Genomic DNA, 17743 nt, shown 5'->3' on the forward strand with positions numbered 1-17743 from the left:
GGCGCCGAGCCTGTCGGCTGCCTCGACCGCGACCTCGGCCGCCGGACGGCCGAGCACGACACGGTCCATTCCCGTGAAGACGATCTCACCTGAGCGCATGAGAACGAGGCTACAGGCTGGTCGCGCCAAGGAGAAGTGGTGGTTGCATCCCGCGGATGGCCCACTGGGACCGCGCCACTCCAGTGGCGCTCATGGGAAGTGTCAACGAGAAGAGCGCCACTTTGGCAGAGTTTACTTCGCCACCAGTGGCGCGGTCTCAGCCATGAGACTGCTTCGCTCCGCGATACCGTAGACGCTTGGTCGCGGCGCTGCGGGTGCGGTATCGTCCGTGAAAGCCCGCGCATCGCAGCGGGCCTTCGCCGGGAGCCCTGCCATGAGCCTCGCCACCGCCGTTCAGTCCCTCAGTGCCGTCGATCACGAGCGCGCCATGCGCGACTTCGGCCGTCGCGCCGAGGCGCGCGCCTACGCCCTCGGCAATCGCGGACCGATCCGCGTCGGCGCCGACGGCAAGCTCGTACCGGAGATTCTCGACTCGTATTGGACGCACGGCTTCTACGTGTTCCAGGGCGTCGTCGGGCCGGAGGAGCTGGCCGAGCTGCGCGCCGATATCGACGGCGTGATCGCGCGTGCGCCGGTGGCGCCCGACGCGACGGTCGATCGTCACGGCCGCCCGACTTCCACCGACGGCATCCTGAAGCCGCCTTACAGATGGGCGAGGCCACTCAGCGATCCGGTCGGCGGCACCGACAAGAACAACGGCCGGCATCCCGCCGCCATGCTGCAGCCCGCGCCGGGTGATGACGCGCCGGCCTGGACCGTCGAGCTGCTCGACGGCAACCTGCATCTGAGTGACGCCTGCCTGCGGCTCTACGGCCATCCCGGATTGCTGACCGTGGCCGCCTCGATCCTCGGCGATGATTTCGTGCCCTACAACGAGGTGACCTTCGTGAAGGAGCCCGGGCTCGGCCCGTCGGTCGCCTGGCACCAGGACGGCACGACGCACTGGAACGCGCCCGACTGGGACCAGGGCGCGCACGGCTTCAACTTCATGACCCAGCTCTATCCCAGCACGGCAGGCAACGGCGTCTGGGTGCTGCCGGGCAGCCACAAGCGCGGCAAGGCCGACATCAAGAAGATGGTGGCCGAGTGCGGGTCGGACCGCATCGACGGTGCCGTGCCGATGCTGTGCGACGCCGGCGATACGATCGTGACCAACCGCCAGCTGGTGCACGGCTCGTTCGCCAACAGCTCGCCCGACCGGCGGATCACGCTCAACGAGGGGTTCTTCCCGCGCAAGCGCGTGCTGAACGTGACGACGCGGCGCCTGCACGGTGCCATCGAGACCTACGACCAGGCCCGTATCGACGCCCGCACGCGCATCATCCAGATCGCCATCGACGCTCGGCGCCAGCGCTTCCCGCTGGAGAAGGGCTACATCTACCGCCCGCTGGCCGGCCACGAGGACGAGAACCGCTGGAACGAGACGACCCGCGCCAGCGTGCTCAGGAACTACAACCAGCTCGACATGTTCATCTGAACGACAGTGCGCCGCCGGCCGCCTGCAAGGTCGAGGGATACCGTTGAAGAGTGATGGCGACAGCCGAAAGGGTGTACAAGGGCACATCAGGTCCAGCAGCTTGCCGATGACGCCTGTCAGGGCAGCTGGGACACGCGACCGAGGGGGGACCGATGACTGACGGGATCAGGCGGCCGGTCGACAGCCCGAGGAAAGATGTTGCCAATCGGCGAGGACTACTGCTGCTTTCCGTAGCGGCGATGATCGCCGCCTCGGTGCCGTCTCATGCGCAGGCGCCGGCGGAGAAGAAGACGTTCTCCCCGCAGGAGCTCGATCAGATGCTGGCGCCGATCGCGCTCTACGACGACGCCTTGTTGTCGCAAGTCCTAATGGCCGCAACCTATCCGCTGGAAGTCGTCGAGGCGTCGCGCTGGCAGCAGGCCAACCCTGGTCTTGTCGGCGACGCTGCCGTCAAGGCCGTTGCGGACAAGACCTGGGATGTCAGCGTCAAGTCGCTGGTCGCGTTTCCTTCCATCCTGAAGCAAATGAACGACCATCTCGACTGGACGCAGAAGCTCGGCGATGCGCTGATCGGCCAGCAAGAGGATGTCGCGGCTTCCATTCAGCGGCTGCGCGCCAGGGCGGCTGCCGCGGGAAACCTGAAAACGGGACCGCAAGTCACGGTGACGACCGAATCGCAAGGCAGCGAGACGATCTACGCGGTCCAGCAGACCAACCCGGAAGTGGTCTACGTGCCGAGCTACGACCCCAACACGGTGTACGGCACTTGGCCTTACCCGAGCTATCCACCAACCTACTGGCCGCTGGGCGGCGCCCTGTTGAGAGGCCTGGTGTGGGGTGCCGGAATCGCGGCGGCGGGCGCCCTGTTCGGCGGCTGGAGATGGGGATACGGCGGCGGCAGCTACGTGAACGTCAATGCCAACCGGGCGGTGAACATCGATCGAAACTTCAATCGCAACAATATCGGTGACGGTGGTCGATGGCGGCATGAAGTAAACCATCGCAGAGGCGTGGCCTACCGTGACCCGGCGACTCGCCAGCAGTTCGGGCAGGTTCGACCAGGGGCAGATCAGCGCCAGCAGTTTCGCGGGCAACTCGAGCGTCCTGCCGGCGGTGGCCCGGGCGGTGGCCCCGGTGCCGGTCGCCCGGGTGGCCCGGGCGGCGGACCCGGCGGCGGCGTCGCGCAGCGCCCAGGCGGCGGCGGGCCTGGCGGCAATGTGCAGCGCCCAGGGGGCGGACCCGGCGGCGGCGGGCAGCGTCCTGGTGGCGGTGCCGCACAGCGCCCTGGCGGAGCCGGCGGCCAGACAGGTCGCGGTGGCGCCCTCTCGGGCGTCAATCGCGGCGGTCAGGTGAATCGCGAAGCCCAACGCGGCCGCATGCAACAGCAGCGCAGCGGCGGTCCGCGCGCTGGTGGTGGCGGTGGACGCGTGGGTGGCGGAGGCGGCGGACGGCCTGGCGGCGGCGGGGGTGCGCGGGGTGGTGGAGGTCGGCGATGACGGGATTGATCATCCGTACCCTTGTGGTGCTTGCCGTGTCCGTGGGCCTTCTGGCGGCAGCCTCTGCCCAAACACCCGCGCCGACATCGCCACCGGTCCAGACCCAGGCGCCGCTGTTGAAGGGGTTCCCGACTCCGGAGGCTGCGGCCGAGGCGCTCACCGACGCGATCCGGAAACACGATGACAAGGCTATCGCCGCCATCCTCGGTGTGGGCTGGAACGATCTGATCCCGGGCAGCGACTGGCAGGACGAGGAAGTTCGCGAGCGCTTCCTGAAAGCCTGGGACGAAAACCACACCATCATCCCGCAAGGACCCGACAAGGTGCTTGTCGGCGCCGGAACCACCGGCTGGGTCTCGCCGATCCCGATCGTCAAGCAGGGCACCGAGTGGCGCTACGACGTCGCGGCGGGCCGGGCGGAGATGGAGGCGCGACTCATCGGCCGCAACGAGCTGGCAGTGATCCAGACGATGCTGGCAATCGTCGACGCCCAGCGCGACTACGCCGCCCTCGACCCGATGAAGGCGGGGGTGCCGGTCTATGCCCGGCGCCTCGTGAGCTTGCCGGGACGGATGGATGGCCTCTACTGGCCGCCCAGGCCCGGCGAGCCGGCGAGCCCGCTGGGGCCGCTGGTCGCCAGGGCGCAATTGGATGACGTTGAGAAGAACGGGTACTACGGCTATCGATTCCGGCTGCTTTATCGCCAGGGCCCGGACGCGCCCGGCGGTGCCTACGACTACCTTGTCAACGGCCGCATGCTCGGCGGGTTCGCCGTCATCGCCTGGCCGGTGCGTTATGGCGAGACGGGTGTCATGACCTTCATGGTCAGCCACAACAGCGATGTCTATGAGCGTGATCTGGGCCCCGACACGGAGCAGAAGGTGGCAAGCATCCAGGTCTTCAATCCCGAGAAAGGCTGGGACAAGGCGGACATGGAGCCGGAGAAGTGAGCCAATCCCAGCCGATCACTCCGCCAGTGTGCCCGACAGCCTCTCCACTGCTTCGGCGTAGTCGCGCATGAAATCGTAGACGACGCTGCGCGTCGACTGCTCGGCGTTCATCAATCCCACCGACTGGCCGACATAGTAGGTCGCCAGCGCCTTGGCGCCCTCGTGGCCGGCCTCGGCCAGGCGATCGACCCGCGCCAGCGCGCGCTTGGAGATCAGGCCCTGCAGCGGCATCGGAAGGGGCACCGGAGCGCCCTCGGCCTGCCAGGCGTCGGTCCATGGCGAGCGCAGCTGGCGGGTGTACTTGCCGGTCCGGCTGCGCGAACGCACCGTGTCGCGCGAGTTGGCGGCCAGCATCTTCTGTTTCACCGTCGAGGTCGTCTCGGCCTCGGCGGTCGTCAGCCAGACCGAGCCGGTCCATACGCCTGCGGCGCCCATCGCCATGCAGGCGGCCATCTGCCGGCCCGTCGCGATTCCGCCGGCCGCCAGGATCCGCATGTTGGGATAGGGCCGCATCGCCTCGATGACCTCGGGCACCAGGACCATGGTCGAGACCTCGCCGCAATGACCGCCGGCCTCGGTGCCGGCCACGACCAGGATGTCGACGCCGGCGCGGGCATGGTGCAGTGCATGTTCGCGCGCCCCGGTCAGGGCGCCGACCGGAATGCCCTTGGCGCGGGCGCGGGCGAACATGCCGGGTGGCGGCACGCCGAGCGCATTGACCACGAAGCCGATCGGATGGGCGAAGGCCACGTCGAGCAGGGCCTCGGCGCCGGCCTCGCGCAGGTTCTCGCCGTTCGAATTGGCAAAGCCCTCGTCCCACAGGCCGGCGGTGTCGATGCCGTGCTTCTCGAGAAGCCGGGCGACATGGCGGCGATGCTCGGGCGGGACGCGCGCCTCGAGATCCTCGGCGGTGACGCCACCTTCCTTCGCTTCCATGTTGTTGGGCACCAGCAGGTCAATGCCGTAGGGTTTGCCGCCGACGCGCTCGTCGATCCAGCGCAGGTCGATCTCGAGCGACTCCGGCGTATGGCCGACCGCGCCCAGCACGCCCATCCCTCCGGCCCGCGTGACCTCGGCCACCACGTCACGGCAATGGCTGAAGGCGAACAGGGGAAACTCGATCCCGAGATCACGACAAAGGGCTGACTTCACGGCGTTCTCTCTCCGGCTCAGGTGCGGCGTCCAGCGTGGACGACGCGACCCGCCGCTTCAAGCGTGGCCGCCGCGCGCTACTCGCCAAGCAATGTCCTGACGGGCTGCAATGCCTCGCGGCCGTCGCCGGCGGCGGCGCGAATCGCGAACTCGTGCAGCGCGACCTCGTGGGCGTTGAGGAAGGCGAGCTCCGCCCGATCGCCAGGCGGACCCTCCGCCTCGAGGCGTGCATAGAGCGTCAGATACGGTTGGAGGGATTTCGTCATGGCGCCGACCGTCGCGGCGAACCCCGCGGCGATGCGCGCTTCGCCGCGCTCGCGGCCGAGACGGCGTTGTGCCTCGTCGGGAGTCGTGTCGAGGCCGTGCTTCTCCATCAGGGGAATCAGCTGTTCGCGCGTCGTCCGCTCGAGGCGTGCCAGCATCTGCCACACCTCGCGCTCGTCGGCATTCGCCGCGTGATCCGCCAGGGTCGTGAAGCCGGCCTCGCCGCGGACCTCGCCCTGGTAGGCGGCGGCTAGTTCCTTGAGATAGGTGCTGTGATCCATGTCAGATCCTTCCCCGCGCCCGGCATGACACCATCATTGTCATCCCGAGTCGACCGCTCCTAATCCAGCCGCGGACGACGGACCGGGTCAACGTTTCGCGGCCAGGCTTCGCGCCGCCTCCGCATCGATCGCGAGCTGTCGCTCGGCGCGCGTCAAGAACCTGCGTGGAATGCCGTGGACGGACGGCGACGTCGCCGCGGCCACGGCCTTTCTTGACGATGTCACGAGCGAGCCGCGATCGGTGCTCTTGGGCATCGCACAGGTCGACACTCTCGTGATGTCGCACTTCGCTCCCTGAAGGAAGCTGAGGCGAGGTTCATGAAACTCGACGTCGGAATTTCACGGACCTCGTTTGGGGCCTTCCCCCTGCACCCCGTATGACGGGGCACTCCCCCGATGACGGGGGAGGAAAAGGAGATGCGTCCACTCCTAGCAGCGGAACTGGGGAGGAAAGCTTCGATCTGTCCTCACACCACCGGCACGCGCTTGGCCGCAATCGCGGCCGGCGAGATCACCTCGATGTCGAGGGGGACACGCCAGCGTTCGGTGAGCCGCACGCGGGGAGCGTGGTTGGTCGCCTTGGCGCCATCGATGGCGAAGCCCTCGAAGCCGTTGGTCATGACCTCGTTGCATTTCTGCACGTAGACCGGAAAGCCGCCGATATAGGGCATGAAGACACGCGGGCGCCCGGGGATGTTCGCGCCGACATACCACGAGCTGCAGGTCGATCGCAGCGAGACCTGGGCAACCTCGTTGAGGTGCGCGACCCAGTCGTCCTCATACCTGCCGAGCGGCTCGATGGTCGCGGCGCCGATGTCGCGCAGATGGCCGATGCAGTCGGCGAGCCAGTCGACGTGCTGCTCGATGGACTGGATCATGCTGGCCAGCACCGACGGGCTGCCCGGTCCGGCGATGATGAACAGGTTGGGGAAGCCGGCCGTCGCCAAGCCGAGATAGGTGCGCGGGCCGGCCCGCCACTTCTCGGCAAGAGTGAGGCCGCCGCGGCCGGTGACGCGGATTCTCTCGAAGGAGCCGGTCATCGCGGCAAAGCCGGTGGCGCAGACCACAGCATCGAGGGAATGCTCGACGCCGTTCACCACGATGCCCTGCGGCGTGAAGCGCTCGATCGGTGTCCGCGAGACGTCGACCAGCTTCACGTGCGGCAGGTTGTAGGTCTCGAAATAGCCGGTGTCGACGCACAGCCGCTTGCAGCCGAAGACGTTGTCGGGACAGAGCAGATCGGCTGTCGCCGGATCCCTGACGATGTCGCGGATCTTGCGCCGCGCGAAGTCGGCGATCGTGTCGTTGGCGGCCTTGTCGAACAGGAGATCGCCGTAGGCGCCGAGGAACGGCAGGCCGCCGCGCTGCCAGGCCTCCTCGTATTGCCGCTGGCGCTCCTGCGGCGTCGCCTCGAGCGCGGGCTTCATGTTGAAGGGGAAATAGAAGCCGGTCGGCCGGGCGCGCGCCTTGGCGCGCAGCGCCGGGTAGTCGGCCTTGACGGCATCGCGTTGCTCAGCCGTCAGCGCCTCGTTCCAGGCCGGTACGGAATAATTGGGCGTGCGCTGGAACACGGTGAGAGCCGATGCCTGCCGGGCGATGATCGGGATCGACTGGATCGCCGATGAGCCGGTGCCGATGACGCCGACGCGAAGGCCGGTGAAATCCACCCCTTCGTGCGGCCATTCACCGGTGTGATAGACCGGCCCGCGGAACGTCTCGAGTCCCTCGAAAGGCGGGCGGTTGGCAGCCGACAGGCAGCCGACGGCCATGATGCAAAATTGGGAGGAGACCTTGTCGCCACGATCGGTCTCGATGCGCCAGCGCCTCGTGTGCTCGTCGAAGGCGGCGGCGGTCACGCGTGTGTCGAAGCGGATGTCGCGGCGCAGATCGAACCGGTCGGCGACATGGTTCGCGTAGGCCAGGATCTCCGGCTGCGGCGCGTATTTCTCGGACCAGTTCCACTCCTGATCCAGTTCCTCCGAGAACGAGAAGGAGTACTGCATGCTCTCGATGTCGCAGCGCGCCCCTGGATAGCGGTTCCAGTACCAGGTGCCGCCGACGCCGCCGCCTGCCTCGTAGACCCTCGCCGAAAGACCGAGCCCGCGCAACCGGTGCAGCATGTACAGCCCGGCGAAGCCCGCGCCGACGACGACGGCATCGAAATGGGTGTCGACTTCCGTCGCATGGGCACGTGTGGCTCGGGTATCGGCAGTCATCGGTGGCATCTCTTGGCAGTCGTCGGAGCGAAACGGGGTCGGTGGATCGACCGGTGACAAGGTTACCGCAATCGCGCCCGCAAGATGAGGCAAAACCGGTGCCACTGATGTCCGGGCTTGACGACTCTGCCGACAGGCGATCCGAAACAGGCCATTCGCACTTGGACGCGCCGTCTCCTCGCTGGCCTCGCTCTCATGTTCCTCCCCCGTCTTACGACCGTCTCTCGGGGGAGGTGCCCCTGAAGGGGCGGAGGGGAAAGGCTGCAATGGAGCCATGAAATTCCAACGTCGAGATCTTGAACATCTCGACTGAGGCTTTCCCCGGGGCACCTCCCCATAGGCGATAGAAGAAAACCTCTTCTGAGGAGCGCCCGCAGGGCGCGTCTCGAAGGATGGGCCACACAGTAGATCGTCGGAAAAACCGTGTCGCAGCGCCCGTCCCTGTCGCCGACCCTTCTACACGCGGCCCTCCGGGCCGCTCCTCAGGGTGATGTCCCTTTGCATTTTAACACCGCCTATGGGGCACCTCCCCCGACGACGGCCGACGACGGGGGGAGGAGAATGAGAGCGCTATTTCGACCCGGGCTCGGCGTCCGGCCGGAAGGAGAACAGCGTGAACCCGCCGTTGCCTTGCCAGCCGCTGCGATGGAACCAGGGTGAATCCTGGATGCGCGAGGCGGTGACGTAGAGCGTACCGTCCGGCCCCTCGGCAATGGTGTCGGGCCAGCGCAGGCGAGGGTCGGCGATGACGGTGCGACGCTTGCCATCCGGCTCGAGAGCCTTGACGGCATTGTCGGCGAGAGAGCTGAGGTAGAGCCTGCCGGACTTGTCCATCCAGAGCCCGTCGACCGGCTCGGTCTCCGCCACTTTCTCGACGCGATCCTCGATGCCTTGCGGCGAGGGTGTCTTCAGCACGCCGGTCTCGATGCGGTACAGGGTCTTGCCGGTCAGCGCCTGCCAGTACAGGAAGGCGCCGTCGGGAGAGAGGGCAATGCCGTCGGCATTGAAGGCCGGTTTCTGCCCGTCGGGCCGGCGTAGCTGTTGGCCGTCGGTCGTGATCGTCACGCGGGGATCGGCTTTTGTCGGCGGGGCGTCGCTGAGCGCCCGCCATGACTTGCCGCTGCCGATCTCCAGCACGACCAGCCCCCCGGGCACGCCTGAGTCGGTGACGTAGGCGTACTTACCGTCCGGCGCGATGCGGATGTCGTTGAGATAGCTCGTCGGGCCCGCGACGTCGGGTGGTACCAGATAGGCCCGCTTGACCGTGTTCGTCACCAGGTCGATCTGCACGATCTTCGGGCCGTTCTTGACGATCTTTTCTGCGTTCGGCGCGGCGGGATCGAGGACCCAGAGCGAGCCGCCGTCGGCGACCACGCTCTGGACGGCGACGAAGTGCGTGGAAGCGCGCAAATCGTCCTTTCGGTCTTTGCGCCAGCTGTTCCAGATCTCGTTGGGATAGGGCTTGATCGAGCCATCCCTTTGGACTTCAGCGACCGATACCTCGACGTCCTCCGTCCAGCGCGGAAAGCTGACGAAAATTCGTCCGGTCTGAGAGACGGTCACGCCCGTGACCTGCTGGTCGAAGGTCGCGACCGGCTTCAGGCGATCGTCGGCTTTCAGGGCGATGTTGACCGCATTGTCTCGATCGGATGGACCATTCTGCGCAACTGCTGCCGTCGAGCTCGCGAAGCAAAGGCACGCGACCGGCAGAAGAGTGACGAGGAAGAATGGCCAAAGGGCCTTTGGACAGGTGGGCAAGGGCGTCTCCGTGAGCAAGGAAAGGCCGTTCCGGTGGGAAATTGTTCGTCTCGTTGCTTGTCGCCAAGACGAGAAATGGCCGCACCGTCCACACAGTTGCAGTTGGCCTTGCGCACGGACTTTTATTCGGAACCAAATGGGGCGAGGTCCGTTCTAAAAGATTCGCGTGGCGGCACCGGGCCTGCGAAAGTACGAGGCTGTCGGCTGGCATCGAGATCCCGCCGGGGCCCCGGTCCCGAGGAGTCCCTCATGACGAATTCGCCGAAGCCCATCTCAGTCGATGCGCTTCGCCCCGTGCCATCCCGCTCATGGTGGAGGCCGAAAGGGTGCGGGAGCCTCCTGGCGCTCTTGCTCATGGCCGGTGCGACGTCCGTCTGGGCGCAGGTGATCCAGCAGCCGATAACGCCTGCACCCGGGGCTGGCGGAACCAACGCGGAAGCCGGCGCCAGGCGCACCCTCGAGCGGTCGGGCTACCAGGATGTCAGGGGCCTCAGGGCAAACAGTGACGGCAGCTGGACGGGCAGAGCGACGAGAGGGCGTGTAGAATGGACTGTCACGATCGACAGCCACGGAAACATCATCGAACGCTGAACCGACGACGAATTCTGCGGCAGGACGGACTTACCTGGAAGGTTCGACCGGTTCGAAGCGGTGGCGGTCTCTCTGCACCTACTGTTGGCGCCACGAGACCTGTCTGGTCCGGAGCGGCGCGAGGAGCGCGACGGCGGCTCGCCAGCAGGATTCCAGCAAGACGCCGAGCAGTACCAACAGGGCGATTCCGATCGGCATCGCGAACATGCGGCTGTGGTGAGCGAGGATGGCCTGGGCGATGAAAAGACCGATCAGCACCAGCGCCGCGCCTTCGACAAGGGCGCCCTGGTAGAAATCGATGCGTCGCCACAGGCCCAACACCGTCAGGACGACGAAGTGAGCGACTGCGACGATCAGGACGATCGCCAGCGGCGGCGCGTCGTCGAGTATGTCGTCGGCAAGAATGTGCTTTGCCTTTTCCAGATAGATGCGCATCACCTCGGCTGGTGCGTCGGCCAGCGCGCTCCAGTAGAGCGTCCACAAGATTCGGTAATACTCGGGCGAGCTGCTGACGACGTCGGGCGCGACCTGCTCGACGGCCGCCCGGGCGACCTCGTCCTCGTACTCCAGGCCCAACGTGTTCGGCACGGCTCCCAGGCCGATGTAAAGCGTGTGAGAGAAATTGTGCGTGGTGACGTGTTCCGCCGGTTCCATCTCGAACCAGGCATCGCGCGCCAATACCGCCCACGTCGGCGCGGCCGAGGCGACGAGGACGAGCGGTGCGATCACCAGCAAATCGCGCAGCCGTCGTCCCCCCTGCAGCCGGTGCACGGCCTTGAAGCCTATGACGGCGAGGGTCACCGCCAGGCACATGACGCCGATCGGCTCGCGGAGCAGCGCCGCCAGCGCCAGCCCGATGATGCCTATGGCGACACAGGCGTTGGCCGACCTCGGCGAGAGCCGGCCGAGCTTCCGCGCGATCAGCGTCATCGGAAGGATCATGGCAAGGCTGGCGGCGCCGATCAGGCCCCAATGCGGCGATACGCCCATCCACTGCAGATAGGCGACCGGGCCCAGCACGAGCAGCACGATCGACGTGACGTGGGCGCCCAGGGCGAAGATGAAGCCCGCGAGGACGACGAGCCCGACAATGTTCAGCACGGCATTCAGGCGGGCGACGTCGACCAGCGTCACGGTGCTGTCCGACGCCATCGCCCAGATCCCGAGGATCAGCGCGTGCCCAGGATCGTCGCCATGGGAGTATTCCGAGATCGGGACGAACCTGTCGCTCTCGCAAATGGCGAGCCACACGCCTTCCTGGCGGGCGCACTCCGCGCTCTTCAGCCACATATTGGTCGGGATCCAGTCGGACTGCGCCGTCCCGGCGTAACGCCTGGCATCCTCGAACGCGGTGACGGCCGGTCCCGCGACGAAGGTTACCGCGCAGACCGCAAAGACCTGCCACTTCCAGCTCTTCAGCCTGTCGAGGATTTCGCGGACGGCGTTTGAAATGCCTGCAAAGCGCATCGTAGCCCGGCGGTCGCTCCGCCCGGCCGTGGCATCGTCAGCGTCCATTTCCCGTCGAGTCCCAGTCTTCTTGTTGCTCCCCGAAAGCAAACTAGAAACCAGCGAAGGTGGAAAAGCAAGGTGGCACGGGCGCGCCTGGCTTCAACGGCGATTGAGGTAGTACTCGTCGCGCGGGAAATAATCGGTGTTGGCCGTCGCCGCCGGCGCGACCTCGCCCTCGTTCAGTGGCACAACCTCCTTCTCCTCGAACCATTTGCGCAATTCGGCGCGGTCGATTCGCGCCGCCGCCAGGTGGATGTCGATCTCGCGCTCATCGAGCAACTTCAGGATTCCCTCGCGCGAGATGGTGATCGGCCGGTTGCTGCCCAGCAGCACGGGCTCGATCAGGGTTGCGTAGCGGAAGACGGAGCGGAACGTCTCGATCGCGCGTTCGGTCGGCGCCCACTGGACATAGATCCCACCCGGCGTCAGCTTGGCCAGCACCTCGCGCAGGAACTCCTGGGAGTTGAGCAGGCCCGAGAAGGCCGACTTTGGCAGGATCGCGTCGGCCTCGATCACGTCGTAGCGGGTTGCGTCCATGGCCAGGGCATGGCGCCCGTCGGCGATGACGACCTCGAACCTGGGGTCGGTCAGCAGACGGTCGACGCCCGAGCGGCCGCCCTGGTCGACATAATCGCGCAACGTCGCGATGACCGGCGACACGATCTCGATCACGCGCACGCGCTCGGTCGCCGGATTGAGGCCGGCGGCATAGGGTGTGCCGCCGGTGCCCGAGCCGATCACCAGGACACGTCGCGGCGTCGGGTGGATCAGCGGGCCGAGGGCGCCGAGAAAAGCATGGATCGTGGCGAAGGGCAGCATGCTCTGCGTGTGGCCCTGGATGTAGAGATTGCCGCTCTGGCCATCGGCGAGCTTCAGCACGGCAACGCCCGTCCTGTCCTCGGCTACAATGGCCTTCTGGTCGGCGAGGCCGTGCAGGCGCCGCCAGAACGCCTCGCCGCCGGGAAACAGCACCAGACCGGCGACCAGCACCGCGGCAGGCAGAAAGGCCCAGCGTGCCGGCCGCGGCCCGGCAAGCTGCAGCACGGCAAATCCGAGCCCGATGGCGACGATGAGCTTCAGCGTGCCGGCGGTCCCGATGGCGTCGAGCAGCGTGAGGCCGGCAACCAGGCTGCCGGCGCTGTTGCCGACGATGTTGGAAAGCTGCACGAAGCCGACCCGGCTGCCCAGGCGGGCGATGTCGCGCTGCACGGCCCTTTGCACGACGGGGAAGGAAAATCCCATGATGAAGGAGGCCGGCAGCACGACCACCGAAACCAGCAGGACGATCAAGGCCACGTCGGGCGTCGTGCCGGTCATGATGTCGCGATCGACGTAGTACCAGGGCAGCAACCCGACGCCGATCGCAAGGTAAACGAACCATGCGCCAGCCAGCGCCAAGGCCGTCGCCAGACCCTGCATCAGGAAGAAGAAGCGCCGGGGATCGGCAATGCGGTCGACGGTCCGCGCACCGGCCAGCAGGCCCGCCGCGTCGCCCGACAGGAACACCGACAGCACCAGCGAGAAGCCGTAGCTGTTGGATTGCAGCATGATGCCGATCACCCGGTACCAGACGATCTGCAGCGCCACGATCAGGAAGCCGCTCACGAACACCAGCAGCGACCAGCGCCATACCATGGCGTCGCCGGCCGGCGCGCGGTTCGCTGCCGGCGCTGGTATTTCAGCTCCGACCAAGTCGAGGCCGCGCGCCAGCCACAGGCCACCCGCGGCCACCACGAGGTTGAGCGCCGCGCCGACCCGGATGGCATTGTCGAAGCCGATCGTGCCGATCAGGAACCAGCCGCCCACGAAGGCGCCGATGGCGGCGCCCAGCGTGTTGAGTCCATAGAGCCGCGAGATCAGCTCGGCCGACCCCGCGATGCGGCTGACGATTGCCTTGGAGAGACAGGGCAGCGAGCAACCCATCAGGAACGTCGGCCACAGCAGACCCACGAACACCACGGCGAACATGACGACGCGCGAGGAAGCAAGCAGCAGCAACTCGCGATAGATGACGTCGTGGTAGAGCCACGGGCTCAGGACGGCAAACGCCGCGATGCCGACCTCGCAGAGAGCGAAGGCGATCAGGGCGCCGCGTCGCGACAGCCGGTCGGCGTAAAGCCCACCGATCAGGCTGCCGAGACCGAGGCCGAGCAGGAAGGCGCCGACCACCAGGGCCGCGGCCATCGAGTCGGACCCCGCAAACAGGGCGAGCAGGCGATGCCAGGCTGTCTGGTAGACCAGGGCTGCCGCGCCGGAGAGGAAGAACAGGAAGAAGAGAGCGAATCGCCCCACGCGATCCGGCGGCAGCCTCGGTGACATCGGCGCAACCTGCCCGAAATGGGAGACGGTGCACATCGAATCCCCGACGTCACGATCCCGGTTTGCTGGTCCAGCGCGGTGGCAGGAACTGGGTGTTGACGATGAATCTCGGGCTGTTGGCTGTCACCGGAAACCAGCCCGGCAGGGGCGGCAGGTCGTATGCGCTGTGGAAGTAGATCTCGGCGCGTTGCGCCGCTCCCGGATCGTTCCTGCCCAGTTGCGGGATGCCGGCGTGGAAGGGGCAGGTGAAGGTGGCCGCCTCGCCCGGTGCGAGCCGGTCGGCGCCGGGCGTCTCGAAGGCGAGATCGGTCGCCGCCACCATGGTGTCGGTCAGCCCGGAGCCGCGCAGGCTGGCGAGCACGCAGCCGATCCTGAGATTGGCAAGAGTGGCGAAGCCGCTGTCGTTGACGACGCGGAAGCGGACGTCGAACGGCGAGCCCGTCGCGACCTCTACCGGGGAAAATGTCGGCGTCGGCCGCAGCAGCCAGAGTCCCAGCAGCACGCCGACGAAGGCGGCGGCGAGAATGATGCCGTTCAGAACCTGCCAGATCGGCACGGCGAGGCTGCGCGCGGCCTGGCTCAGCTGCTGGTCGTAGGGCAGGGGCGGCGGCTGCGCCGGGCGAGCCCGCGAAGGCTTCGTCGGTGCGCCAGGCGAAGGTTTCGTTGGTGCGCTGGAAGGCGGCTTCGTCGGTGCGCCCGGCGAACGCTTCGGCGGCGCGCCGGACGAAGGTTTCTTCGACCCGCCGGACGAGGCCTTCTTGCCGGCCGGCGTCTTCCTGCTCTTCCTGGCCATGGCGGTCAGCGCGCTCCGCCGCGTGCGAGGCGCAGCGCCAGGGCGACGACGACCAGGGCAAGGCCCGTCGCCGTGGCGATGAACGCGGCGGCGAAGCTGCCCGACGCGCGCACGATGAGGCCGAAGATCGCCGGACCGATGACGATGCCGGCAAACATCACCGCGGTGACGCCGCCGCTGGCCTCCGCGGTCCGGCCCGGCGGCGCGCGCCGACCGACCTCAGCGTAGACCACGCCGGCCCAGCCGATGGTCGATGCGCCGAGCATGAAGCTGAGCGCGTGGATTGCAACGATCGGCGCGCCCGGCACGAGCCGGCTCGCCAGCACCATGCCCGCTGCGGCGATAGCGGCCAGCCCGGCGAGGACGAGCAGCGGCCGCCCGCTCCAGTCGGCAACGGCGCCCCAGACGATGCGGCCGGCGACGCCGCCGATCTGCGCCACCGCCAGGGCCAGTCCGGCGACCGTCAGGCTGAGCCCGACCGCCTCGACGAGGTAGGTGACGTAGAACGCCGACACGCAAACCTGGCCGGCCGAGAAGATCGCGGAGGCGAGCGCCACCAGGCGCAGCTCCGCATCGCGCCAGATCAGGCCGATGGTCGCCAGCACGCCGTGCGCGCCGGCGCCGCCGCGCTTCAGCTCGCGGTCGTCGTCGGTACGCGTGCGCCAGAGTTGCAGCAGGGCGACGCCGGTGCAGCACAGCAGCGCCGTGCCCAGCAGGGCGCCGCGCCAGCCGAGCAGCAGGGTGAGTGCCGGCAGGGTGGCGCCGGCGATCGCGCCGCCGAGCGGCACACCGGTCTGCTTGATCGAGAACACCAGGTTCAACAGGCGCGGCGGCGTCACGCGGACCAGCACGTGCGAGCTGGCGGGTGTCGGTGCGCCCATGCCGCAGCCCAGCACGAAGGCGCACGCCAGCAGACCGGCAACGTGGCCCGTGGCCGCTACCGCGAGCCCTGTCGCGCAGAACAGCATCGCGACCTGGCAGACCCGCAGCGCGCCGTGGCGCGGCACCAGGGTTCCGCCAATCAGCGCCGAAGCCATGCCGCAGGCATAGAGCACCATGGTGAACAGGCCGATATCGGCCGCCGCGACACCGGCGTGCGGCGCGATCAGCGGCGCCAGCACGGGCACGGAAGCGGCGCTGACCGACGTCAGCGACTGCACGGCCAGCATGACGCCGAGATGCGGCAGCCAGCTGGCCATGATGCTGCGAGACGCGACTGTTCCGTTCATCGGGGCTACGGTACGTACCAGTAGCGTGTCAGGTGGAAGAAGATGGGCGCCGCGAAGATCACGCTGTCGAGACGGTCGAGCATGCCGCCGTGGCCCTCGATCATGCGGCCCCAATCCTTGACGCCGCGGTCGCGCTTGATGGCCGAAAACACCAGGCCGCCGAAGAAGCCCATGAGGCAGGTCACCAGCGCCATGGCACCGGCCTGAACGGGGGAGAAGGGCGTCAGCCACCATAGCCCGGCGCCGAGCACGGTGGCGCTGGCGACGCCGCCGACCAGCCCCTCCCATGTCTTGGAAGGCGACAGCGAGGGCGCGACCTTGTGACGGCCGGCCAGCTTGCCGAAGACGTACTGCAATACGTCGGAGCCCTGCACGACGGTCACGAGGAACGCAACCAGCAACAGCTTCCTGCCCTCGAAGCCCGGAATGTCGAGCGTCAGCAATGCCGGAATGTGGCTGACGCAGAACACGCAGATCATCAGGCCCCATTGCAGGGAGGCGACGCGCGACAGAAAGTGGGTGGTGTCGCCGCGTACCACGGCGACGATCGGCAGGATGAGAAAGCCGTAGACCGGGATGAAAATCGAGTAGAGCCCGTACCATTCGATCCATACCAGATAGTACTGGACGGGAATGCCGATGAAGAATGCCATCATCAGCGCCCAGTGATCGCCGCGCCGCGTGTCGGTGAGCGTGATGAACTCGCGCAGGGCGGCGAACGAGGCGAAAGCGAACAGCAGGATGACCCCGGCCTTGCCGACCAGGAAGGCGATGCCGATCAGCGCCACCATCACCCACCACGCGAAGACGCGCTCGTTCAGGTTCTCGATGGCGGGGCTGGGCTCACCGCCGGCGCGGCGCTTGAGGACCTGGCCGACAACGGTTGCCGCGACCAGCACGCCGCCGAGCCCAAGGAACAGCGAGGTGGCTTCCTGCGGCAGGCTCATCGATCGCGCTCCCTCATTGCTCGCGCTCCTCCGGCTTCAGCGCCAGCAGGGCGTCGCGCACCCGCGCCATGAACGCCGTCTTGTCCTCTTCGGGCTGCAGCAGCAGGGGCGCGCCGAAAGTCACGCTGCACAGGAGCGGCACCGGCAGGAACTCGCCCTTGGGCATGACCCGCGCCATGTTGTCGATCCACGCCGGCACGATCTCGATGTCGGGGCGCGCCCTGGCCAGCCGGTAGAGGCCGCTCTTGAGCGGCAGCAGCACCTCGTCGGTGGTGTTGCGCGTGCCTTCGGGAAAGTAGATCAGCGAGGCGCCGGCGCCGACCGCGTCGATCACCACGGCGAGCGCGTCCTGGCCGGGCGCGGTGGCCTTGCGATCGATCAGCACGGCGTTGAACACCTCGCGCCCGATGAAGCCGCGCACGCCGTTGCCGCCCCAGTAGTCGAGCGCCGCGACCGGCCGCGTCTGGCGGCGCAGCGCATGCGGCAGCACGGTCCAGATCAGCACGAAGTCGCCATGGCTGGTGTGGTTGGCGATGTAGACGCGCTGCTTGGCTTCCGGCAGGCAGCCGCGCCAGTTCGGCAGGACGCCGGTCAACACGCGGGCGAGGCCGGCGACGGACATCGCGACGAGTCGGGCGAGCAGGCGGGCGGGCATCGGGGCTCTGTCTAATGTCTTCTCCTCCCCAGCTCCGCTGGGGAGG

The 17743-nt window shown here is 67.5% G+C and carries 13 protein-coding genes; 3 read left to right on the top strand and 10 right to left on the bottom strand.

What is annotated here, in order from left to right; translation table 11 throughout:
• The first annotated feature begins 373 nt into the window (after positions 1-373).
• The 3 genes from AB7O82_RS09240 to AB7O82_RS09250 all read left to right on the top strand — a co-directional run bounded on the left by AB7O82_RS09240 (position 374) and on the right by AB7O82_RS09250 (position 3983).
• Positions 374-1537, top strand: a complete 1164-nt coding sequence (locus tag AB7O82_RS09240; protein ID WP_428545431.1) for a phytanoyl-CoA dioxygenase family protein — start codon at positions 374-376, stop codon at positions 1535-1537.
• 152 nt (positions 1538-1689) lie between these two features.
• Entirely contained in the window at positions 1690-3033 is a 1344-nt protein-coding gene (locus tag AB7O82_RS09245) for a DUF3300 domain-containing protein (RefSeq protein WP_428545428.1), read from the top strand.
• Positions 3030-3983: a DUF2950 domain-containing protein gene (locus AB7O82_RS09250; RefSeq protein WP_428545425.1), complete on the top strand. Its 954-nt coding sequence runs from the start codon at positions 3030-3032 to the stop codon at positions 3981-3983. Before AB7O82_RS09245 ends, AB7O82_RS09250 begins: the two co-directional genes overlap by 4 nt.
• Positions 3984-3998: 15 nt before the next feature.
• Here the strand turns inward: AB7O82_RS09250 and AB7O82_RS09255 are convergent, their stop codons facing one another.
• From AB7O82_RS09255 to AB7O82_RS09300, 10 genes are all read right to left on the bottom strand, one after another.
• Positions 3999-5135 carry a nitronate monooxygenase gene (locus tag AB7O82_RS09255; RefSeq protein ID WP_428545422.1) on the bottom strand — a complete coding sequence of 379 codons (1137 nt, stop codon included), beginning with the start codon at positions 5133-5135 and terminating at the stop codon, positions 3999-4001.
• A gap of 77 nt (positions 5136-5212) precedes the next feature.
• The gene (locus tag AB7O82_RS09260; RefSeq protein ID WP_428545419.1) at positions 5213-5680 is read right to left on the bottom strand and encodes a hypothetical protein; all 468 of its coding nucleotides are present in this window, start codon (positions 5678-5680) and stop codon (positions 5213-5215) included.
• A gap of 467 nt (positions 5681-6147) precedes the next feature.
• Positions 6148-7896 carry a flavin-containing monooxygenase gene (locus AB7O82_RS09265; RefSeq protein WP_428545416.1) on the bottom strand — a complete coding sequence of 583 codons (1749 nt, stop codon included), beginning with the start codon at positions 7894-7896 and terminating at the stop codon, positions 6148-6150.
• A 570-nt stretch (positions 7897-8466) separates the two neighbouring features.
• A complete protein-coding gene (locus AB7O82_RS09270) occupies positions 8467-9654 on the bottom strand; it encodes an L-dopachrome tautomerase-related protein (protein ID WP_428545413.1) in 1188 nt (395 codons plus the stop codon).
• 669 nt (positions 9655-10323) lie between these two features.
• On the bottom strand, positions 10324-11760 hold the full coding sequence (locus tag AB7O82_RS09275) for a hypothetical protein (protein WP_428545410.1): 1437 nt from the start codon (positions 11758-11760) through the stop codon (positions 10324-10326).
• 93 nt (positions 11761-11853) lie between these two features.
• Entirely contained in the window at positions 11854-14073 is a 2220-nt protein-coding gene (locus AB7O82_RS09280) for a hypothetical protein (RefSeq protein WP_428545407.1), read from the bottom strand.
• 49 nt (positions 14074-14122) lie between these two features.
• Positions 14123-14866 carry a hypothetical protein gene (locus tag AB7O82_RS09285; protein ID WP_428545404.1) on the bottom strand — a complete coding sequence of 248 codons (744 nt, stop codon included), beginning with the start codon at positions 14864-14866 and terminating at the stop codon, positions 14123-14125.
• A gap of 5 nt (positions 14867-14871) precedes the next feature.
• On the bottom strand, positions 14872-16065 hold the full coding sequence (locus AB7O82_RS09290; RefSeq protein ID WP_428619227.1) for an MFS transporter: 1194 nt from the start codon (positions 16063-16065) through the stop codon (positions 14872-14874).
• A 35-nt stretch (positions 16066-16100) separates the two neighbouring features.
• Positions 16101-17042: a phosphatidate cytidylyltransferase gene (locus tag AB7O82_RS09295; protein ID WP_428545398.1), complete on the bottom strand. Its 942-nt coding sequence runs from the start codon at positions 17040-17042 to the stop codon at positions 16101-16103.
• A 13-nt stretch (positions 17043-17055) separates the two neighbouring features.
• Positions 17056-17697 carry a lysophospholipid acyltransferase family protein gene (locus AB7O82_RS09300; protein ID WP_428545395.1) on the bottom strand — a complete coding sequence of 214 codons (642 nt, stop codon included), beginning with the start codon at positions 17695-17697 and terminating at the stop codon, positions 17056-17058.
• Between the last annotated feature and the right edge of the window lie 46 nt (positions 17698-17743).

It is taken from the genome of Reyranella sp. (genome assembly GCF_050185545.1).
In the GTDB taxonomy this organism is placed as follows: Bacteria; Pseudomonadota; Alphaproteobacteria; order Reyranellales; family Reyranellaceae; genus Reyranella.

What these genes read in the sequence shown, in the direction of transcription:
- AB7O82_RS09240 (WP_428545431.1), top strand. Translation starts at nt 374, where the DNA reads ATGAGCCTCGCCACCGCCGTTCAGTCCCTCAGTGCCGTCGATCACGAG.
- AB7O82_RS09250 (WP_428545425.1), top strand. Translation starts at nt 3,030, where the DNA reads ATGACGGGATTGATCATCCGTACCCTTGTGGTGCTTGCCGTGTCCGTG.
- AB7O82_RS09285 (WP_428545404.1), bottom strand. Translation starts at nt 14,866, where the DNA reads ATGGCCAGGAAGAGCAGGAAGACGCCGGCCGGCAAGAAGGCCTCGTCC.
- AB7O82_RS09260 (WP_428545419.1), bottom strand. Translation starts at nt 5,680, where the DNA reads ATGGATCACAGCACCTATCTCAAGGAACTAGCCGCCGCCTACCAGGGC.
- AB7O82_RS09300 (WP_428545395.1), bottom strand. Translation starts at nt 17,697, where the DNA reads ATGCCCGCCCGCCTGCTCGCCCGACTCGTCGCGATGTCCGTCGCCGGC.
- AB7O82_RS09290 (WP_428619227.1), bottom strand. Translation starts at nt 16,065, where the DNA reads ATGGCCAGCTGGCTGCCGCATCTCGGCGTCATGCTGGCCGTGCAGTCG.
- AB7O82_RS09245 (WP_428545428.1), top strand. Translation starts at nt 1,690, where the DNA reads ATGACTGACGGGATCAGGCGGCCGGTCGACAGCCCGAGGAAAGATGTT.
- AB7O82_RS09280 (WP_428545407.1), bottom strand. Translation starts at nt 14,073, where the DNA reads ATGTCACCGAGGCTGCCGCCGGATCGCGTGGGGCGATTCGCTCTCTTC.
- AB7O82_RS09275 (WP_428545410.1), bottom strand. Translation starts at nt 11,760, where the DNA reads ATGGACGCTGACGATGCCACGGCCGGGCGGAGCGACCGCCGGGCTACG.
- AB7O82_RS09295 (WP_428545398.1), bottom strand. Translation starts at nt 17,042, where the DNA reads ATGAGCCTGCCGCAGGAAGCCACCTCGCTGTTCCTTGGGCTCGGCGGC.
- AB7O82_RS09265 (WP_428545416.1), bottom strand. Translation starts at nt 7,896, where the DNA reads ATGACTGCCGATACCCGAGCCACACGTGCCCATGCGACGGAAGTCGAC.